At 68.8% G+C, this 18,343-nt stretch carries 17 protein-coding genes; 7 read left to right on the top strand and 10 right to left on the bottom strand.

All coding sequences use genetic code 11. The features are described 5' to 3' along the window. Positions 1 to 14 precede the first annotated feature (14 nt). Together H0X95_RS17580 and H0X95_RS17585 are read right to left on the bottom strand one after the other, a co-directional pair. Complete coding sequence (locus tag H0X95_RS17580; protein WP_059721656.1) at positions 15 to 1,202, bottom strand: UbiH/UbiF/VisC/COQ6 family ubiquinone biosynthesis hydroxylase; 1,188 nt, start codon at positions 1,200 to 1,202, stop codon at positions 15 to 17. 37 nt (positions 1,203 to 1,239) lie between these two features. After that, positions 1,240 to 2,625 carry an aminopeptidase P N-terminal domain-containing protein gene (locus H0X95_RS17585; RefSeq protein ID WP_048987089.1) on the bottom strand — a complete coding sequence of 462 codons (1,386 nt, stop codon included), beginning with the start codon at positions 2,623 to 2,625 and terminating at the stop codon, positions 1,240 to 1,242. A 184-nt stretch (positions 2,626 to 2,809) separates the two neighbouring features. On the opposite strand from H0X95_RS17585, the gene H0X95_RS17590 reads away from it, so the two are divergent. Next, the gene (locus tag H0X95_RS17590) at positions 2,810 to 3,424 is read left to right on the top strand and encodes a glutathione S-transferase family protein (protein ID WP_034178360.1); all 615 of its coding nucleotides are present in this window, start codon (positions 2,810 to 2,812) and stop codon (positions 3,422 to 3,424) included. 103 nt (positions 3,425 to 3,527) lie between these two features. Here the strand turns inward: H0X95_RS17590 and H0X95_RS17595 are convergent, their stop codons facing one another. The 3 genes from H0X95_RS17595 to H0X95_RS17605 all read right to left on the bottom strand — a co-directional run bounded on the left by H0X95_RS17595 (position 3,528) and on the right by H0X95_RS17605 (position 6,947). Beyond that, positions 3,528 to 5,147: an FMN-binding glutamate synthase family protein gene (locus H0X95_RS17595; protein WP_006483441.1), complete on the bottom strand. Its 1,620-nt coding sequence runs from the start codon at positions 5,145 to 5,147 to the stop codon at positions 3,528 to 3,530. Between the two features lie 118 nt (positions 5,148 to 5,265). Next, the gene (mnmA, locus tag H0X95_RS17600) at positions 5,266 to 6,441 is read right to left on the bottom strand and encodes a tRNA 2-thiouridine(34) synthase MnmA (RefSeq protein ID WP_006497521.1); all 1,176 of its coding nucleotides are present in this window, start codon (positions 6,439 to 6,441) and stop codon (positions 5,266 to 5,268) included. After that, complete coding sequence (locus H0X95_RS17605) at positions 6,438 to 6,947, bottom strand: NUDIX hydrolase (protein WP_006493325.1); 510 nt, start codon at positions 6,945 to 6,947, stop codon at positions 6,438 to 6,440. The genes mnmA and H0X95_RS17605 overlap by 4 nt, the downstream gene beginning before the upstream one ends. 279 nt (positions 6,948 to 7,226) lie before the next feature. Between H0X95_RS17605 and H0X95_RS17610 the strand changes: the two genes are divergently transcribed. Genes H0X95_RS17610 through H0X95_RS17620 form a run of 3 tightly spaced genes read left to right on the top strand, consistent with a single transcriptional unit; the run spans position 7,227 to position 10,155 of the window. After that, the gene (locus tag H0X95_RS17610; RefSeq protein ID WP_012492952.1) at positions 7,227 to 8,366 is read left to right on the top strand and encodes a Re/Si-specific NAD(P)(+) transhydrogenase subunit alpha; all 1,140 of its coding nucleotides are present in this window, start codon (positions 7,227 to 7,229) and stop codon (positions 8,364 to 8,366) included. Positions 8,367 to 8,377: 11 nt separating this feature from the next. Next, positions 8,378 to 8,704 carry an NAD(P) transhydrogenase subunit alpha gene (locus tag H0X95_RS17615; protein WP_006476884.1) on the top strand — a complete coding sequence of 109 codons (327 nt, stop codon included), beginning with the start codon at positions 8,378 to 8,380 and terminating at the stop codon, positions 8,702 to 8,704. Beyond that, complete coding sequence (locus tag H0X95_RS17620) at positions 8,701 to 10,155, top strand: NAD(P)(+) transhydrogenase (Re/Si-specific) subunit beta (protein ID WP_006483443.1); 1,455 nt, start codon at positions 8,701 to 8,703, stop codon at positions 10,153 to 10,155. Before H0X95_RS17615 ends, H0X95_RS17620 begins: the two co-directional genes overlap by 4 nt. A 90-nt stretch (positions 10,156 to 10,245) precedes the next feature. Here H0X95_RS17620 and H0X95_RS17625 read toward each other — a convergent pair whose 3' ends face one another. Next, positions 10,246 to 11,166, bottom strand: a complete 921-nt coding sequence (locus tag H0X95_RS17625; protein ID WP_059721655.1) for a LysR family transcriptional regulator — start codon at positions 11,164 to 11,166, stop codon at positions 10,246 to 10,248. An 89-nt stretch (positions 11,167 to 11,255) separates the two neighbouring features. Here H0X95_RS17625 and H0X95_RS17630 point away from each other — a divergent pair, with 89 nt between their 5' ends. Further along, positions 11,256 to 12,179: a carbon-nitrogen hydrolase family protein gene (locus tag H0X95_RS17630; protein ID WP_059721654.1), complete on the top strand. Its 924-nt coding sequence runs from the start codon at positions 11,256 to 11,258 to the stop codon at positions 12,177 to 12,179. 73 nt (positions 12,180 to 12,252) lie between these two features. On the opposite strand, the gene H0X95_RS17635 is transcribed toward H0X95_RS17630, so the two are convergent. Beyond that, on the bottom strand, positions 12,253 to 12,939 hold the full coding sequence (locus tag H0X95_RS17635) for a helix-turn-helix transcriptional regulator (RefSeq protein WP_006497518.1): 687 nt from the start codon (positions 12,937 to 12,939) through the stop codon (positions 12,253 to 12,255). Positions 12,940 to 13,012: 73 nt separating this feature from the next. Further along, the gene (locus H0X95_RS17640) at positions 13,013 to 13,417 is read right to left on the bottom strand and encodes a VOC family protein (RefSeq protein ID WP_006483432.1); all 405 of its coding nucleotides are present in this window, start codon (positions 13,415 to 13,417) and stop codon (positions 13,013 to 13,015) included. A 177-nt stretch (positions 13,418 to 13,594) separates the two neighbouring features. Between H0X95_RS17640 and H0X95_RS17645 the strand changes: the two genes are divergently transcribed. Continuing rightward, a complete protein-coding gene (locus H0X95_RS17645; RefSeq protein ID WP_006483451.1) occupies positions 13,595 to 13,927 on the top strand; it encodes an ArsR/SmtB family transcription factor in 333 nt (110 codons plus the stop codon). Beyond that, on the top strand, positions 13,920 to 14,384 hold the full coding sequence (locus tag H0X95_RS17650) for an SRPBCC family protein (RefSeq protein ID WP_006493327.1): 465 nt from the start codon (positions 13,920 to 13,922) through the stop codon (positions 14,382 to 14,384). The genes H0X95_RS17645 and H0X95_RS17650 overlap by 8 nt, the downstream gene beginning before the upstream one ends. A 73-nt stretch (positions 14,385 to 14,457) precedes the next feature. Here H0X95_RS17650 and H0X95_RS17655 read toward each other — a convergent pair whose 3' ends face one another. Both H0X95_RS17655 and H0X95_RS17660 read right to left on the bottom strand, forming a co-directional pair. Continuing rightward, on the bottom strand, positions 14,458 to 15,759 hold the full coding sequence (locus H0X95_RS17655) for a THUMP domain-containing class I SAM-dependent RNA methyltransferase (RefSeq protein WP_059721653.1): 1,302 nt from the start codon (positions 15,757 to 15,759) through the stop codon (positions 14,458 to 14,460). A 152-nt stretch (positions 15,760 to 15,911) separates the two neighbouring features. Continuing rightward, on the bottom strand, positions 15,912 to 18,026 hold the full coding sequence (locus H0X95_RS17660) for a site-specific recombinase (protein ID WP_034201014.1): 2,115 nt from the start codon (positions 18,024 to 18,026) through the stop codon (positions 15,912 to 15,914). Between the last annotated feature and the right edge of the window lie 317 nt (positions 18,027 to 18,343).

Raw genomic sequence — 18,343 nt, forward strand, 5'->3', positions numbered from 1 at the left:
CGGCGCGCCGCGTGTCAGTTGCGCTGGCCGAACATCATCTGGCGTGCGATCGCCTTCTTGAGCGGCGGCACGAATTCGAGCGCGGTGAGCGCCGCGCCACGCAGCAGTGGCAGCGGGCCCGCGTCGACCGTAAACAGGCGCGCCAGCGTGTCGGTCGCGCCGATCGTGAAGCGCCGGTCGAGCGCGCGGCGCGCGTTGAAGGTCGCGAGCGCGGTCGCTTCGAAGCCTTGTGCGGACAGTGTGTCGACGAGCGTGTGTGCATCGCGCAGGCCGAGGTTGAGCCCCTGGCCTGCCACCGGATGCAGCGTTTGCGCGGCATTGCCGACGATCGCGATGCGGCCGTTGACGAGCGTCTGCGCGGCGTTCAGGCCGAGCGGGAACGACGCGCGCCCGGCGATCGCGACGAATTCGCCCATGCGTTCGCCGAACACGCTGCCGAGCTCGCGCAGGAACGCATCGTCGGGCAGCGCGGCCCGTCGCGCCGCTTCGTCGGGCGTACAGCACCAGACGAGCGAGTAGTCGGCCTGACGCGGCCCGCCCAGCGGCAGCAGCGCGAGCGGGCCTTCGTGCGTGAAGCGTTCCCACGCGACGTTCGGGCGCGGCGCCGATACCGCGACCGTGCCGACGAGCGCGGTCTGGCCGTAGTCGCGGCGATGCTTGCCCGTATCGGCCTGCTGCTGGTGGAACAGCCCGCCTTCGGCGTTGATGACGATGCGCGCACGCAGCGTGCGTTCGCCTTGCGGGCCGTCGAGCGTCAGCGTGACGCCGTCGGCATCCTGCTGCGGCGTGTGCGCGGTGGTCGACGTGAGCCATTCGACGCGCGTGCCGCGTACGGCGCCCGCGAGTGCCTGCACGATCGAGCCGTAGCGCACCACGTAGCCGAGCGCTGCGAGCGCGTGTTCGTCGCGGTCGATCAGCGTGCGGCCGAAATGGCCGCGCTGCGACACGTGGATATGTTCGATCGGCGTGGCGTCGGCGGGCCATGCGAGCGTATCGAGCAGCACGCGGCTGCCGTGCGACACGGCGATCGCGCGCGGGTCGTTCGCGCTCGCGGCCGGTTCGCGCGCATCGATCAGCGCGATCGACGCGTGCTGCGTCGCGCTGCGGCGGGCGAGCCAGCCGGCGAGCGCGAGCCCGACGGGGCCCGCGCCGACGATGGCGAGGTCGTAGTCCGGCGTGGCCGGGGAGGAAGCGGTCGTCATCTTGATTCGTGAAACGGAGGGTACGGTCGGCGGCCGGTCATGCGTCCGCGCGCATCAGCGCCTCGATCTCGTCGGCCGCGACCGGCACGCCGCGCGTGATCAGTTCGCAGCCGTGCTCGCGCACGATCGCGTCGTCCTCGATGCGGATGCCGATGTTCCAGTACTCGGGCGGCACGTCGTCGGCCGCGCGCACATACAGGCCGGGCTCGACGGTGAGCGTCATGCCGGGCTTCAGCGTGCGCCACGGCAGCGCGCCGTTGGCGTCGCGCGCGGCGAGCCGCTCGCGGTAGTCGCCGCAGTCGTGCACGTCCATGCCGAGCCAGTGGCCGGTGCGGTGCATGTAGAAGCGCGTGTACGCACGCTCGGCGATCACGTCGTCGACGTTCGAGAAGCGCGTTTTCGGGATGATGCCGGTGTCGAGCAGCCCCTGGGCGAGCACGCGTACGGCCGCGTCGTGCGGCGCCTCGAACGGCACGCCCGCGCGCGTCGCGTCGATCGCGGCCTGCTGCGCGGCGAGCACGATGTCGTACAGCGTGCGCTGCGCGGGCGAGAAGCGCCCGTTCGCCGGGAACGTGCGGGTGATGTCGGATGCATAGCCGTCGAGTTCGCAGGCGGCGTCGATCAGGATCAGGTCGCCGTCCCGCGCGGCCGCGTTGCCGGCCGGGTAGTGCAGCACGCACGCGTTCGCGCCGGCCGCGACGATCGAGCCGTACGCGGGCGCCTGCGCGCCGTGCTTGCGGAACAGGTACAGCAGCTCGGCCTCGAGCTCGTATTCGCGGATGCCGGGGCGGCACACCTGCATCGCGCGGCGATGCGCGAGCGCGGAGATGTGCGCGGCGCGCATCATGATCGCGAGTTCGTGTTCGTCCTTCACGAGCCGCATGTCGTCGAGCAGCGGCGTGAGATCGAGCAGCGCGTCCGGCGCGGCGACGCCCGCGCGTGCCTGCGCGCGCACCGCGTCGAGCCAGCCGGCGAGCTGGCGCTCGAAGTCGGCCGATGCGCCGAACCGGTAGTGGACGGTGCCCGCATCGGCGAGCAGGCGCGGCATCTCGGTGTCGATCACGTCGACCGCGAACGCCGCGTCGAAGCCGAACGCGTCGCGCGCGGCCTCGGGCCCGTAGTGGAAGCCTTCCCAGATCTCGCGGTCGACGTTCTTGGCGCGGCAGAACAGGATCGATTCCGGCGCGCCGTGCGGCGCGGCCGCGTTCAGCACGAGCACGGCATCCGGCTCGGTGAAGCCCGTCAGGTAATGGAAGTAGCTGTCGAACCGGTACGGGTAGGCCGTATCGCGGTTGCGCAGCATTTCCGGCGCGGTGGGGACGATGGCGACGCCGCCGCCCGCGGCACGCAGTGCGGCAAGCACGCGTTCACGGCGCTGGCGGTAGACGTCGACGGCGATGGCGGTATCGAGGGGCGCGTTCATTCGTGCGATTGTAGCGCCGCGTGACGCCGTGCGTGAGAGTGGGGCCGGAAGCCGCACCGACTGGGCCCGCGCGGCCGCTGTTGCAAACCATCCACAGGCCGGACGGGCGATTTTCTACCCGGCTGCACCGGCCGGTTATGATCGACGACAACGTATACTCTCGGCGGTTCCCTTAAAAAGGCAGATGATGAAATTAATCGGTTCGCTCAGCAGCCCGTACGTCCGAAAGGCGCGGATCGTGCTTGCTGAAAAGAAGATCGACTACAAGCTGGAGCTCGAGAACGTGTGGGCGCCGGAGACGGATATTCATGCTTCGAATCCGCTCGGCAAGGTCCCGTGCCTCGTGATGGAGGATGGTGCCGCGGTGTTCGATTCCCGCGTGATCTGCGAATACGTCGATACGCTGTCGCCGGTCGGCAAGCTGATTCCGCCGTCGGGCCGCGAGCGCGTGGAAGTGCGCTGCTGGGAAGCACTGGGCGACGGCGTGCTCGACGCGGCGGTCGCGATCCGTCTCGAACACACGCTGCGCGAAGAAGGGCAGCGCAGCCCGAGCTGGATCGCGCGCCAGCAACGCAAGATCGACGATGCGCTCGTCGCGATGTCGCAGGGGCTCGGCGGCAAGACGTGGTGCGTCGGTAATCATTACACGCTCGCCGACATCGCACTCGGCTGCGCGCTCGGCTACCTCGACTTCCGGATGCCCGAGCTTAACTGGCGCGATCGCCACCCGAACCTCGACAAGCACTTCGTGAAGCTGCAGCAGCGACCGTCGTTCGCCGATACGCTGCCGCAGAACTGAGCCGCGGCCCGGCCCGCGCGCATTCGGCAGACGAAAGAAAAGCGCCCCGCGGGGCGCTTTTCTTTTTGTCGCGTGGGCCGCCGCAGCGGAGCGGCCGCGTGCGTCACTCGATCGATGCGTACACGGCTTCGCCGAGCGTGAACGAATCGCTGCGCGCGATCGGCCACCACTTGTCGTACAGCGAGAAGCCGCAGGTCTGGCCGTCGAGCAGCGCACCGGGCTTCAGGTACTTCAGCAGTTGCGACATCAATCGCACCTCGTGCGGCGCGACCCGCTGCACGATGTGATGCGCGCGCAGCTCGGACGGATGGGCGAGTCCGGCCGCCTGCACGAGTTCCTGCAGCGCATGCAGCGTGTTGCGGTGGAAGTTGTACACGCGCTCGGCCTTGTCGGGCACGACGAGCGCGCGCTGGCGCACCGGATCCTGCGTCGCGACGCCGGTCGGGCAGCGGTCGGTGTGGCAGTGCTGCGCCTGGATGCAGCCGACCGCGAACATGAAGCCGCGCGCCGAGTTCACCCAGTCCGCGCCGATCGCAAGCGTGCGCGCGATGTCGAACGCGGTGATGATCTTGCCGCTCGCGCCGAGCTTCACGCGATCGCGCACGCCGATTCCGACGAGCGTGTTGTGCACGAGCAGCAGCCCTTCCTGCAGCGGCACGCCGACGTGGTCGGTGAATTCGAGCGGCGCCGCGCCGGTGCCGCCTTCCGCGCCGTCGACGACGATGAAGTCGGGCACGATGCCGGTTTCGAGCATCGCCTTGGCGATCCCGAAGAATTCCCACGGATGGCCGATGCACAGCTTGAAGCCGGTCGGCTTGCCGCCGGACAGCGTGCGCAGCCGCTCGACGAATTCGAGCAGTCCGCGCGGCGTCGAGAATTCCGAATGCGTCGCGGGCGAGATGCAGTCCTTGCCCATCGGCACGCCGCGCGTCTCGGCGATCTCGGGCGTGATCTTCGCGGCCGGCAGCACGCCGCCGTGACCGGGCTTAGCGCCCTGCGACAGCTTCACCTCGATCATCTTGACCTGCGGATCGGCGGCCTGCTTCGCGAACTTGTCCGGATTGAACGTGCCGTCGTCGTTGCGGCAGCCGAAGTAGCCGGACGCGATTTCCCAGATGATGTCGCCGCCGTGCTCGCGGTGGTACTTCGACAGCGAGCCTTCGCCGGTGTCGTGCGCGAAGCCGCCTTTCTTCGCGCCGAGGTTCAGCGAGCGGATCGCGTTCGCGGACAGCGAGCCGAAGCTCATCGCCGAGATGTTGAAGATCGAAATGTCGTACGGTTGCGCGCGACTCGCGCCGACGCGGATGCGGAAATCGTGGTTCGGCAGCTTCGTCGGCGCGAGCGAATGGCTGATCCATTCGTGCGCGACGGCCTTCACGTTCAGCTCGGTGCCGTACGGGCGGTTGTCGGCGACGTTCTTCGCGCGCTGGTAGACGAGGCTGCGCTGCGCACGCGAGAACGGTTTCTCGTCGGTGTCGTCCTCGACGAAGTACTGGCGGATTTCAGGTCGGATGAATTCGAACAGGAAGCGGAAGTGGCCCCAGAGCGGGTAGTTCCGCAGGATCGCGTGGCGGTCCTGGTTCAGGTCGTACAGGCCGAGCGCGACGAGGGCGACGGGGAGGATGATCCACAGCCACGAAAGCACGTGGATCGACGCGAGTGCGGCCGCGGCGATGAGCAGCAGGACAGCACACCACATCGCGAGGTAGCGTCTTGAAAGCATGGGGACTCCGTAAGAATCTTGAAATACCGCCATGCGTACGCTGCGCGGCGGCGCGCCGGCCGCGGCGGAATCGTGTTCCGCCGGGCGCGACGTGCCGCAAGTCTAAACCGAATGGATGTCAGCGTGCTTCGGCGAGTGCCGGCGCGTGGCCCGCCGACGTGGCCTGACCGGGCTGGCCGGTGGCCGCGGATTCGATGATGCCGCCGCCGAGGCAGATCTCGCCGTCGTACAGCACGGCCGACTGACCGGGCGTGACGGCCCATTGCGCGTCGTCGAACGCGAGCGAGAAGCGCGCTTCGCCTGCCGGGCCGGCGGCCTCGGCGCCTGTCGCGGCCCGCCCGAATACGCACGCCGCGTCGGCCTGCCGGTAGCGCGTCTTCGCGCCGCACGCGAAGCCGTCGGCCGGCGGCTCGCCGGCGACCCAGCTCACGTTGCCGGCGACGAGCTCGCGCGACAGCAGCCACGGATGATCGTGGCCCTGCACGACGTACAGCGTGTTCGACGCGATGTCCTTCGCGGCGACGAACCACGGCTCGCCGCTGCCGCTCTTGCTGCCGCCGAGGCCGATGCCCTTGCGCTGGCCGAACGTATAGAACGCGAGGCCGATGTGCTCGCCGACCACCTTGCCGTCGGGCGTCTTCATCGGGCCCGGCTTGGTCGGCAGGTAGCGATTCAGGAAATCGCGGAACGGCCGTTCGCCGATGAAGCAGATGCCGGTCGAATCCTTCTTCTTCGCATTCGGCAGCCCGATCTGCGCGGCGATCTCGCGCACCTTCGTCTTCGGGATCTCGCCGAGCGGGAACATCGTCTTCGACAGTTGCGCCTGGTTCAGCCGGTGCAGAAAGTACGACTGGTCTTTCGTATGATCGAAAGCCTTCAGCAGTTCGAAACGCCCGTCGCGTTCGCGCACGCGTGCGTAGTGACCGGTCGCGATCATTTCCGCGTCGAGCGACATCGCGTGGTCGAGGAACGCCTTGAACTTGATCTCGGCATTGCAGAGCACGTCGGGGTTCGGCGTGCGGCCGGCCGAGTATTCGCGCAGGAACTCGGCGAATACGCGGTCCTTGTATTCCGCGGCGAAGTTGACGGCTTCCACGTCGATGCCGATCAGGTCGGCCACCGACACGACGTCGATCCAGTCCTGGCGCGTCGAGCAGTACTCGCCGTCGTCGTCGTCTTCCCAGTTCTTCATGAACAGGCCGACCACGTCGTAGCCCTGTTCCTTCAGCAGCCACGCGGTCACCGACGAATCGACGCCGCCCGACATGCCCACCACTACACGGCGCTTGCTCATTTGCTGACCGCCTGACGTTCGAATGCCTCGGGGCGCGGGGCGACCGAATGCGTGTGCACGAAATCGAGCGGGATGCGCCGCCCGGCGAGATAGTCGTCGACGCAGCGCATCACCGCGGGCGAACGATGGCGCTCGCTGCACGCGCGCAACTCGTCCGCCGTCATCCACAGCGTGCGCACGATGCCGTCGTCGAGCACATGGCCCGCGATCGGCTCGCCGGCCGTGCCGCAGAACGTGAAGCGCAGGTAGGTCGCGCCGGCGCTGCCGGGGCGCTCGTAGTGCGCGAGATAGACGCCGACGAGCGCGTCGGGCGTGAACGGGTGCGCGGTTTCCTCGAGCGTTTCGCGGATCACGGCGTCGGCCAGCGTTTCGCCGGCTTCGAGATGACCGGCCGGCTGGTTGATGCGCAGGCCCGTCGAGGTTTCTTCCTCGATCACGAGAAAGCGGCCGGCGCGCTCGACGAGCGCGGCGACCGTCACATGCGGGGTCCAGAGTTCGGGTTTCATGGTTCGGCATTTTACCGGTTGCGCCCGAACGCTGCCGGCCGTCTGGTTAGACGAATCCGACCCCGGCAGATCGTCCGTGCCGGGGATGCGTGACGGCACGGGTCAAGCGCATGTCGCATTCGAGCACGGTCGTGCGGAAAGTGCTGGCGGGGCCATCGCTTTCGGTTAAAGTGCAGCGTGAAAGCCGTTGCTCGTGAGCCGGTAAGTCAGCCTGTCCGGCTCGTTGCGCAGTAAAAATCGCAAGAAAAGAAATACTGACAATGACTGGAGGAACTGACGATGCATATTGGAGTGCCTGCTGAAACGCGGGCCAACGAGGCGCGTGTGGCTGCGACGCCGGAAACCGTGAAGAAATACGCGGCGGCCGGCCATCGCGTCAGTATCGCGAAAGGGGCCGGCAGCGCAGCCAGCTATCCCGATGAAGCCTATGTGGCCGCCGGTGCCGAATTGACCGACCAGTCGGCCGCTTTTGCCGCCGACCTCGTGCTGAAGGTCCAGGCGCCCACCGACGCCGAACTGCCGTTGCTCAAGCGCGGCGCCGTGCTGGTCGGCATGCTCGAGCCGTTCAACGGCGAACAGGCGGCGAAACTCGCCGCGGCCGGCGTGACCGGTTTCGCGCTCGAGGCCGCGCCGCGCACCACGCGTGCGCAGAGTCTCGACGTGCTGTCGTCGCAGGCGAACATCGCCGGCTACAAGGCCGTGCTGGTGGCCGCATCGCTGTATCCGCGCTTCATGCCGATGCTGATGACGGCCGCGGGCACCGTGAAGGCGGCGCGCGTGCTGATTCTCGGCGCGGGCGTCGCGGGCCTGCAGGCGATCGCGACCGCGAAGCGGCTGGGCGCGGTGATCGAGGCGTCCGACGTGCGGCCGGCCGTGAAGGAGCAGATCGAGTCGCTCGGCGCGAAGTTCCTCGACGTCCCGTTCGAAACCGACGAAGAGCGCGAAGCCGCGCAGGGCGTCGGCGGCTATGCGCGCCCGATGCCGCCGTCGTGGCTCGGCCGCCAGGCCGCGCTCGTGCACGAGCGCGCGAAGCAGGCCGACATCGTGATCACCACCGCATTGATTCCCGGCCGTCCGGCGCCGACGCTGATCTCGGTCGACACCGCGCAGTCGATGAAGCCCGGCTCGGTGCTCGTCGATCTCGCGGCCGGCCGCGGCCCGGAAATCGACGGCCGCAAGGGCGGCAACTGCCCGCTGACCGTCGCCGACCAGGTGATCGTGCACCACGGCGTGACGATCGCCGGCTACACGAACCTCGCATCGATGGTCGCGTCGGACGCGTCGGCGCTGTACGCGCGCAACCTGCTGGACTTCATGAAGCTGATCGTCACGAAGGAAGGCACGCTGAACATCGACCTGACCGACGACATCGTCGCCGCGACGCTGCTGTGCCGCGACGGCGAGCTCGCGCGCAAATAACGGAGGAGACCATGGAAGTCATCAATCACACGGTGATCAACGTGATCATCTTCGTGCTGGCGGTGTACGTCGGCTACCACGTCGTCTGGAACGTCACCCCGGCGCTGCATACGCCGCTGATGGCCGTGACCAACGCGATCTCGGCGATCGTGATCGTCGGCGCGATGCTCGCGGCCGCGCTCACCGTCGGCGCGACCGGCAAGTTCTTCGGCACGCTCGCGGTCGCGCTCGCGGCCGTCAACGTGTTCGGCGGCTTTCTCGTGACGAGGCGCATGCTCGAGATGTTCCGCAAGAAGGAGCCCAAGCGTGTCGAGGGCGGCAAGGAGGGCGCGCGATGAGCATGAACGTCGTTACGCTGCTGTACCTCGTCGCGTCGGTGTGCTTCATCCAGGCGCTGAAGGGCCTGTCGAACCCGAAGAGCGCGCGGCGCGGCAACCTGTTCGGGATGGTCGGGATGGCCATCGCGATCCTCACGACGATCGCGCTGATCGTCAAGCAGGCCGCGTGGCTCGGCGCGAACCTGCCGCTCGGCCTCGCGCTCGTGCTCGGCGCGCTGATCGTCGGCGGGGGCGTCGGCGCATTCGTCGCCGCGCGCGTCGAGATGACCAAGATGCCGGAACTCGTCGCGGCGATGCACTCGCTGATCGGTCTCGCGGCCGTGTGCATCGCGTACGCGGTGGTGTCGGAGCCGGAAGCGTTCGGGCTCGTGCCGCAGGACGCGGTGTCGTCGAGTTTCATCCCGTACGGCAACCGCGTCGAGCTATTCATCGGCACGTTCGTCGGCGCGATCACGTTCTCCGGTTCGGTGATCGCGTTCGGCAAGCTGTCGGGCAAGTACAAGTTCCGGCTGTTCCAGGGCGCGCCGGTCGTGTATGCCGGCCAGCACCTGATCAACCTGATGCTCGCGATCGCGATGCTCGGCTTCGGCATCCTGTTCTTCATCACGCAGGCGTGGCTGCCGTTCATCATCATGACGGCGATCGCGTTCGTGCTCGGCGTGCTGATCATCATCCCGATCGGCGGCGCGGACATGCCGGTGGTCGTGTCGATGCTGAACTCGTACTCGGGCTGGGCGGCGGCCGGCATCGGCTTCTCGCTGAACAACGCGATGCTGATCATCGCCGGTTCGCTGGTCGGCTCGTCGGGCGCGATCCTGTCGTACATCATGTGCCACGCGATGAACCGCTCGTTCTTCAACGTGATCCTCGGCGGGTTCGGCGGCGAAGCGGCGGCCGGCGGCGCGGCGGGCGCGCAGGAGCAGCGGCCGGTGAAGTCGGGTTCGGCCGACGACGCGGCGTTCATGCTCGGCAACGCGGAATCGGTCGTCATCGTGCCGGGTTACGGGCTCGCCGTCGCCCGCGCGCAGCACGCGCTGAAGGAGCTGACCGACAAGCTGGTCGAGAAGGGCATCGACGTGAAGTACGCGATCCACCCGGTTGCCGGGCGGATGCCGGGGCACATGAACGTGCTGCTCGCGGAAGCGGAAGTGCCGTACGAGATCGTGCACGAGATGGAGGACATCAACGGCGAATTCGGCCAGGTGGACGTGGTGCTCGTGCTCGGCGCGAACGACGTCGTGAACCCGGCCGCGAAGAACGATCCGAAATCGCCGATCGCGGGGATGCCGATCATCGAGGCGTACAAGGCGCGCACGGTGATCGTCAACAAGCGCTCGATGGCGGCCGGCTACGCGGGTCTCGACAACGACCTGTTCTACATGGACAAGACGATGATGGTGTTCGGCGATGCGAAGAAGGTCATCGAGGACATGGTGAAGGCCGTCGAGTAACGCCCGCCCCGGCTACGCGGCGCCCGCTTCGATGCGCGGACGTCGCGCCTCCGGACAGGCCCGACCGGTGCAAGCCGGCTGGGCCTTTTTTCATGGTGCGACGCGTTGCGCGATGCAAGCGGCGATCGCGTCGCGTACGCGCACGATCGCCGGGTCGCGCTGCGTGCTCGTGCGCCAGCCGATTTCGACCGGATAGCGCGGCAGGTCGACCGGGCACGCGAGCGCGCGCAGCGAAGTCGCCTGCGCGATCGCACGCGCCGCATGCGCGGGAATCGTCGCGACCGCGTCGGAGCCGGCGAGCAGGTACGGCAGCGCGGCGAAATGCGTGGTCGACGCCGCGACGCGCCGCTTGTGGCCGAGCGCGGCCAGCGCCTCGTCGACGATGCCGATCACGCCGCCCGACGACACGAGCAGGTGGTCGCGCCGCAGGAACTCGGCGAGCGTCAGCGTGCGCGGTGTCCGTGCGCGGCCGGCCGGATCGATCAGGCACGCATAGCCGCCGGTGGCGACCGCGTGCCTGCTGAGGCCGTTCGCCGAGAATCCCCCCGACGCGATCGCGAGATCGACGCCGTGCCGCAGCAGCGCGTCGCCGGCGATGCCGCTGTGGGTCTGCCGGAAGATCAACCGGATGCCGGCGGCTTCGTGCGTGACCGCATCGATCAGCGCGCGGCCGAGCGCGATCTCGAAATCGTCGGACAGCCCGATCGAGATCGTGCGGCCAACGCGCTCGCCGCCGTCGGCCGCGATCGCGAGGCTTTCGCGGCAGCGGTCGAGCGCGTCGGACAGGATCGGCTTCAGTTCGTCCGCGCGCGGCGTCGGCGCGAGCCCGCGGCCGGTGCGCACGAACAGCGGATCGGCGTAGATCACGCGCAGCCGCCCGAGTGCCGCGCTGACCGCCGACTGCGTGAGATCGAGCCGCAGCGCCGCGCGGCTCGCGCCGCCTTCCTCGTACAGCGCCTCGAACACCTTCAGCAGGTTCAGGTCCAGGCTGGCGATATCATCTGCATTCATGTCAGTTATCGTTGTATCGATTTGATCGATGAAATGATATCGACAAAGATGGCGTCATCCCATTCACCGCATTCACCGGAGACGCCTTCATGTCCACCTCAGTCATCGCCGCGCTGCAGATCGGCGCATCGCCCGCCGGCACGCGCGCCACGCTCGACACGATCCTCGGCTACGAAACCGCGATCCGCGACAGCGGCGCGTCGCTGGTCGTGCTGCCCGAGGCCGTGCTCGGCGGCTATCCGAAAGGCGAAATCTTCGGCACGCGGCTCGGCTACCGGCTGCCCGAAGGGCGCGATGCGTATGCGCGCTACGCCGCGCAGGCGATCGACGTACCGGGGCCCGAAACCGACGAGCTGGCCGCGCTGTCGCAGCGCACCGGCGCGAGCCTCGTGGTCGGCGTGATCGAGCGCGGCGGCAGCACGCTGTACTGCACGGCGCTGTTCTTCGATCCGCGCGACGGGCTCGTCGCGAAGCACCGCAAGCTGATGCCGACCGGCACCGAGCGGCTGATCTGGGGGCAGGGCGACGGCTCGACGCTGCCCGTCGTCGAGACGGCCGCGGGCCGCGCGGGCGCCGCGATCTGCTGGGAGAACCACATGCCGCTGCTGCGCTGCGCGATGTACGCGAAAGGCGTGCAGATCTGGTGCGCGCCGACCGTCGACGAGCGCGACGTGTGGCAAAGCTCGATGCGGCACATCGCGCACGAAGGGCGTTGCTTCGTCGTGAGCGCGTGCCAGGTGCAGCCGTCGCCGCGCGCGCTCGGCATCGACGTGCCGGGCTGGGACCCCGAGCGGCCGCTGATCCGCGGCGGCAGCGTGATCGTCGGGCCGCTCGGCGACCCGTTGACGGAGCCGCTGATCGGCGAGGCCGGGCTCGTCACCGCCCGTATCGACACCGACGAGCTCGTGAAGGCGCGCTACGACTTCGACGTCGCCGGCCACTATGCGCGTGCGGACGTGTTTTCGCTGCACGTCGACGAGCGGCCGAAGCGGCCCGTGGTATTCGGCGGGTAGCGAAAGCGGAGGTGGGCGCCACACGGCGCGCGGAAAACGAAGGGCGGCGGCGGGTGCGCGCCGCCGCGTCGCGTCAGCGCATCGGCGCTTCCGCGATCCGCATGTAGTCGGCGATCCGCCGGCCTTCCATGTCCGGAAACTGCTCGTGCACGGTGATGTCGCCCATCCGCGCGATGTCGAAGGTGCGGAAATCGTCGCGCAGCTCGCACCACGCGCCGATCGTCCAGCGCCCGCCCCAGTAGACGAGCCCGAGCGGCCATACGCGGCGCTGCGAATGCGCGCCGAGCCGGTCGCGATAGTCGAAGCTGACGATGTGGCGCGTGTCGATCGCCTGGTGGATCGCGTCGACCTTCGCGCAAAACGTCTCGTCGATGTGGAACGACGGCGCGAACACGGGCAGGCGGTCGAGCGCCGTGCGCTTGTCGGCCGGCATCGCCGACGCGATCTTCGCGAGCGCCGAGCGTGCGCCGCTCGCGAAACGCGCCCCGCCCCAGGTCTCGAGCATGCGCGCGCCGGTGGCGAGCGCCGCCAGCTCCTCGGCCGTGAACGTGAGCGGCGGCAGGCTCGCGTTGCGGTTCAGCCGGTAGCCGATGCCGGCCTCGCCTTCGATCGGGACCCCTGACAGTTGCAGGTCGCGCACGTCGCGATAGACCGTGCGCGGCGACACCGACAGCCAGTCGGCCAGTTGCTGCGCGGTCGTGAGGCGACGCCCGCGCAACAGCTCGGCGATCTGGAACAGGCGGTCGGCACGGCGGGTCATGACAGCACCTCGATTCCTCTGGCTACGGGGACTTCGCGATGATAGCGCCGCGCCGGCCCGCTGAGCGCCGCGCTCAGTGGCATTTCGGCGCGTGCAGGCCGACGCGGTTGCCTTCCGTGTCGATCAGGTAGCCGACGTAGCCGTAGTTGTTCGGCAGCTCGACGACCGAGCCCTGCACGACGCCGCCCGCGCGCTTCGCGCGTTCGAGTGCCGCGACGACCGATTCGCCGGCGTTCAGGTAGACGAGCACGCCGTTCGCGCTCGGCTTCATCTGCTGCGGATCGAACACGATGCTGCCGCCTGTGCTCGACGCGTCGCGATCGAAGGTCGCCATCGGCACGCCGCCGATGATTTCGCGCTGCAACGTGGTTTGCAGCACGGTTTCGTAAAAGCGGATCGCGCGGTCGAAATCGAGGGACGGAATGTCGAACCAGGCGATCGCGCGTTCCAGGGTGGCAGTAGCGGTTGCTGACGTCATGACGAGCTCCTTGTTGCGTTGTTTGCGTTGTTATGCGGATTCGGTGTGGAAACCAGCCTGCATTGCGCCGGGATTGCAGTGTGATCGCGGGCTGCTGACACCGTATTGTCAGTAGAGTTGTCACCCTTGACATGCAACCATTTGGTTGCATAATGAGGTCATCGACCCGGGAGCGGCATGGACCTCGTTTTCAAGGCGCTGGCCGACGCCACGCGCCGTCAGTTGCTCGACCTGCTGCATGCGAAAAACGGCCAGACGCTGTCCGAGCTGTGCGACGGGCTCGCGATGAGCCGGCAGGCCGTCAGCAAGCACCTTGCGCTGCTCGAGGCCGCGAATCTGGTCGCGACGACGTGGCGCGGCCGGGAGAAGCTGCACTACCTGAATCCGGTGCCGATCCATGACATCGCGGAACGCTGGATCGGCAAGTTCGAGCGTCAGCGCCTGCAGGCGCTGGCGGATCTCAAGCGCGGGCTGGAAGCGCCCCGCGACACAGGAGATGACGATGGGTAATCCCGCCTTTGTGTACGTGACCTTCATCGCGGCCACGCCCGAGCGCGTGTTCGATGCGCTGACCAACGCCGAGCTGACGAAGGACTACTGGGTGCGGCATCGCAACGCGTCGCCCGACTGGCGGCCGGGGTCGCGCTGGGAACATCAGGACTACGACGATCCGTCGCGGGTCGACATCGTCGGCGAAGTGGTCGAGAACGATCCGCCGCGCCGGCTGGTCGTCACGTGGCGCACGCCGTCGGGAGAGGGCGAGGAATCGCGCGTGACCTATCTGGTCGAGCCGTACGAGGGCGTCGTGAAACTGACCGTCACGCACGACGGGCTGGTGCCCGGTTCGGAGATGGATCGCGGGATTCGCGGCGGCTGGCCGGTCGTGCTGTCGAGCCTGAAGACGCTGCTCGAGACCGGGCAGGCGCTGCCGTTCACGATGGCGCGCTGGTCGAAGTCGAAGCACTGACCGGTCGCGCAAAAGCACAGGGGCCGCGATGGCGGCCCCTGGACGTCGTTGCTCGTGACAGCGGACGGCTGGCTTACGCGTCGCCTTCCGCGGCCGCCGGGCGCGCCTTCACGCTGCCGGCGATCAGGTCGAAGCGGAACAACCGGCATTCGAGCGCGCCGTTGAACAACGGCGTCTTGGCCGATTCGCGCAGGCGCAACTGGCCCGGCAGCGAACGGTCGGACGTCAGCAGGAACGCCTGCCAGCCCGTGAAGCGCTGCTTCAGCGCATCGCCAAGCGCGTTGAAGAACTCGCTGTCCGGCGCGTCGGTGTGCGTGCGGCGGAATGCGTCGTCGTTGCCGCGGTTGCGGCCGGTTTCGCGCACCTCGCCGCGGGCGCTGCGGCCGCGCACTTCGATCCGCTCGCCGTACGGCGGGTTCGCGAGGAGGATGCCCGGCCCGTCGGACGGCGGCGTCATCCCGCGCGCGTCGACCTGCTTGAGCCACACCGACGGCACGCCCGCGCGTTCGAGGTTCGCGCGCGCCTTCTCGAGCATGTCGCCGGAAATGTCGCTGCCGTAGACGCCGAGCGCTTCGCCGCGCCTGGCGCGCGCCGCGCGCTTCGCGTCGAGCGCCGGGACCTTCAGCCCCTGCCACGCGGTGATGTCGTACTGCTTGAGCTTTTCGAAGCCGAACCGGCGCTCGACGCCGGGCGCCACGCCGAGCGCGATCTGCGCGGCTTCCGCGAGGAACGTGCCGCTGCCACACATCGGGTCGTACAGCGCGGTGCCGGGCGTCCAGCCCGTCAGGCGCAGGATGCCGGCCGCGAGGTTCTCGCGCAGCGGCGCCGCCCCCTTGTCGAGACGCCAGCCGCGCTTGAACAGCGGCTCGCCCGATGTGTCGAGGTACAGCGTGCATTCGTTGGCCGTCAGGAACGCGAACACGCGCACGTCCGGCGCACCGGTGTCGATGCTCGGGCGCGCGCCGGTTTTCTCGCGCATCCGGTCGCAGATCGCATCCTTCACGCGCAGCGTCGTGAATTCGAGGCTCTTCAGCGGCGACTTGATCGCGGTGATGTCGATGCGCAGCGTCTGCGTCGACGCGAACCAGCGCTCCCACGGCTGCTCGAGCGTGAGCGCGTAGACGTCCTGCTCGTTGCGGTACGGGCCGTGCGCGATCTTCAGCAGAATGCGGCTCGCGATCCGCGAATGGAGGTTCGCGGCCATGCCGGCGGCCCAGCCGCCGCTGAAATGGACGCCGCCCGGCACCTGCGCGCCCGCGGTGAACGGCGCGCCGTTCAGGTGGCGGCCGGCGATTTCGGCCAGCTCGGCGGCAAGCGCCGCTTCGAGGCCGCGCGGGCAGGGGGCGAAGAATTCGAACAGGGTGGGCGAGGACATAAGGCGGGTGAGGACGTGCAAAAGTCCACTATTGTACGCGGCGCGGACGACCGGGGCCGGCGTTTCGGCGCGGTGGCGCCGGCGCGACGGTCATAGGTGCGCGCCGGAAGGGCGGCGCGGCGGCGCCCGGCCGCCTCGCACCCCGCCGCAGGTCAGTGCGCGCCCGGCTGGCCGGCGCGCGCGGCGGGGTTGCCCGCCGGCCAGAACAGCGCGAGCGGATTCGACAGCACCGTGCGGACGATCGCCGCGACGAGCGCGCGCACCTTGGTCGGGCGCAGGCTGCGCGAGCGCACGGCCATCGTGAACGCGAGCGCGAAGCTCACGAGCACGTTGAGGATCGCCATGCTCAGCACGCCGGCGCCGGCCCACCACAGTTCGGGCGTACTGAGCGCACCCTTGCCCAGCACGCCGAGCGCGATCCCGATCGAGCCGGCCGACAGCGTCACGTGCCGCACCTCGAACGGGAACATGAACACGGTGACGATCGCCGGGATCAGGCCGAGCATCAGGCCGAGGCCGACGTTCGCGACCACGCCGGCGACGTTCGACCGGCAGAAGTGCGCGAGCTTCGCGGCGCCGGCCGCGCCGAGCGTCAGGCGCAGCCGGCGGTTGTACGCGAGCGCGTCGCCGACCCGGTGCAGCACGAACCAGTTGTCGGCCCAGCCGGCGAGCAGGCTCGACGCCCACAGCAGCACGCCGGTGAGCGCGGCGTAGAACGGCGTCGGGCCGAGCAGCGAGAACGAATGCAGCGTCGCGTGCGCCTTCTCCGGCGAGATCAGGTTCGCGTGCAGCACGTTGCTCGCGAACAGCTGCACGAGCAGGCACACCGGCAGCACGACCAGCACGTTGCCGGAAATCGCGGCCGCTTGCGTGCGGATCAGCGCGATCACCGACGCGACGAACGCCTTCACGCCTTCCTCGTGGCCGGTGTCGTCGAGTTCGCGCGCGAGCGTCGGCGCGGTCATCGCGGGCTGCTTGGTCGCGAGCGTGAAGTGCAGGAAGTGCATCAGCATGAAGCTGGCCGCGTAGTTGATGCCCGCGAGCAGCCCTTCGAGCATCGACTGCAGGTGCGCGCCCGTGATCGCGAACTTCACGCACACGGTCGCGACGGTGACGAGGCCGCCGCCCGCGGCCATCCGCAGCATCTTCAGGTACTCGGCGCGGCCGCGCGAGATGTAGTGCTCGCCGGTGTCCGCGTTGGTCTCGACGAGCTTGCGCGCGAACAGCGAGAAGTTGCTGCGCACGAGGTGCGCGACGCTCTGGCTGTTCTGGTTCGCGTCGACGAGCTCGGCGGTCAGGTGCGCCATCCCGTGCAGGTCGTCGCGCGCCATCCATGCGTTCAGCAGCGTTTCGGCGCGCAGGATGCGCATGCGCATCCGCTCGACCTGGAACACGATGTCGACCGACACGCCGTTGCGGTACAGGTGCGCGAACACGTCGTCGACGGCGATCCGGCATTCGTCGAGCAGCACGCGCAGGTAGTTCACCTCGTGCAGCAGCTTGCTCGGGTCGCCGCCGTCCTCGACGGCCGCATGCGCGGTCTCGACCGCGAGCATCGCGCGCGTGAGGCGGTAGAACGGCTGCGATTCGAGCGGCTTGCGCGCATCGTCGTCGGACAGCCGGCTGCGCACCGTCTGCGACAGGCCCGTCGAGCTGATCTGGCAGGTCAGGTTGTGCAGCGCGGCCAGCAGGTCGCGCGAGAACGAGCCGGGCTCGTGGCGCTCTTCTTCGGTGACGTCGAACGAGATCAGCTCGGCCAGGCGTGCGAGCAGGTCGTCGGGCAGCGCGTCGATCCATTTCGCGTCCTCGGGCGTCGGGAACATCAGCGTGAACAACGCCGACAGCTCGCGGCGGTTCGGCGCGGGCGGGATCAGCGACGAGTCGATCCGCTCGAACAGCGCGCCGAAGAAGCCCGAATGCACGGGCATGCCTGCATCGCACAGCAGCGAGATGCCGTCGCACTCGCGCAGGATGCCGCGCAGGATGCGTGCGGCGTGCGCTTTCCACGCGGGATTGCGGTCGAGCACGTGGAACAGGTAGCGCAACCGCGCATGGGCCGGATACGCGCGCGTGTCGGCGTCGCGTTCGGCCTGCGCGTCCTGCACCGTGCCGTTGCGGCGCAGCCAGTGCGCGAGCTCGATCAGCCATTCGCTGCGCTCGGCGTACGACGCGTCGGCATCGGCGTGCGCGAGCAGCGCATCGAGCTGGTGACCGGCATTGCGCGACGCGCGCCACTTCTTGATCAGGGTCGTCAGGGAACGAAACATAAACGGAATAGCGAAAGCCCGGGACGGGCGGGTTCGGGATGCCGGCCGGAGCAACGGCGCGGCGCCGGTGAGAACGGGTGAGACGGGGCCGGTGCCGGACGACGGGCGGCGACCCGCGATGCGGCTGCCCCGCTGCGATGCACGCGATTCGCGTGCGGGCGCCGGCAGGCATGGCGGTCGGGCCGAACGCGGCCCGGCGCCGCTGGCTGGTGCGCACGGCGAACGGCGCGAGCCTGAAAGTGCGTAGGATCGTCAATCGGGCCGGAAAACGCAAGCCGACCGCGTTGCATGGCGCGGGTTCCGGCGGCTTTGACAAA

It is taken from the genome of Burkholderia sp. 9779_493 (genome assembly GCF_015712215.1).
GTDB classification, from domain to species: domain Bacteria; phylum Pseudomonadota; class Gammaproteobacteria; order Burkholderiales; family Burkholderiaceae; genus Burkholderia; species Burkholderia cenocepacia.

Coding starts and splice junctions, on each gene's coding strand:
- H0X95_RS17615 (WP_006476884.1), top strand. CDS start 8,378: ATGGAAGTCATCAATCACACGGTGATCAACGTGATCATCTTCGTGCTG.
- H0X95_RS17590 (WP_034178360.1), top strand. CDS start 2,810: ATGATGAAATTAATCGGTTCGCTCAGCAGCCCGTACGTCCGAAAGGCG.
- H0X95_RS17635 (WP_006497518.1), bottom strand. CDS start 12,939: ATGACCCGCCGTGCCGACCGCCTGTTCCAGATCGCCGAGCTGTTGCGC.
- H0X95_RS17580 (WP_059721656.1), bottom strand. CDS start 1,202: ATGACGACCGCTTCCTCCCCGGCCACGCCGGACTACGACCTCGCCATC.
- H0X95_RS17640 (WP_006483432.1), bottom strand. CDS start 13,417: ATGACGTCAGCAACCGCTACTGCCACCCTGGAACGCGCGATCGCCTGG.
- mnmA (WP_006497521.1), bottom strand. CDS start 6,441: ATGAGCAAGCGCCGTGTAGTGGTGGGCATGTCGGGCGGCGTCGATTCG.
- H0X95_RS17610 (WP_012492952.1), top strand. CDS start 7,227: ATGCATATTGGAGTGCCTGCTGAAACGCGGGCCAACGAGGCGCGTGTG.
- H0X95_RS17625 (WP_059721655.1), bottom strand. CDS start 11,166: ATGAATGCAGATGATATCGCCAGCCTGGACCTGAACCTGCTGAAGGTG.
- H0X95_RS17645 (WP_006483451.1), top strand. CDS start 13,595: ATGGACCTCGTTTTCAAGGCGCTGGCCGACGCCACGCGCCGTCAGTTG.
- H0X95_RS17655 (WP_059721653.1), bottom strand. CDS start 15,759: ATGTCCTCGCCCACCCTGTTCGAATTCTTCGCCCCCTGCCCGCGCGGC.
- H0X95_RS17620 (WP_006483443.1), top strand. CDS start 8,701: ATGAGCATGAACGTCGTTACGCTGCTGTACCTCGTCGCGTCGGTGTGC.
- H0X95_RS17650 (WP_006493327.1), top strand. CDS start 13,920: ATGGGTAATCCCGCCTTTGTGTACGTGACCTTCATCGCGGCCACGCCC.
- H0X95_RS17595 (WP_006483441.1), bottom strand. CDS start 5,147: ATGCTTTCAAGACGCTACCTCGCGATGTGGTGTGCTGTCCTGCTGCTC.
- H0X95_RS17630 (WP_059721654.1), top strand. CDS start 11,256: ATGTCCACCTCAGTCATCGCCGCGCTGCAGATCGGCGCATCGCCCGCC.
- H0X95_RS17605 (WP_006493325.1), bottom strand. CDS start 6,947: ATGAAACCCGAACTCTGGACCCCGCATGTGACGGTCGCCGCGCTCGTC.
- H0X95_RS17585 (WP_048987089.1), bottom strand. CDS start 2,625: ATGAACGCGCCCCTCGATACCGCCATCGCCGTCGACGTCTACCGCCAG.
- H0X95_RS17660 (WP_034201014.1), bottom strand. CDS start 18,026: ATGTTTCGTTCCCTGACGACCCTGATCAAGAAGTGGCGCGCGTCGCGC.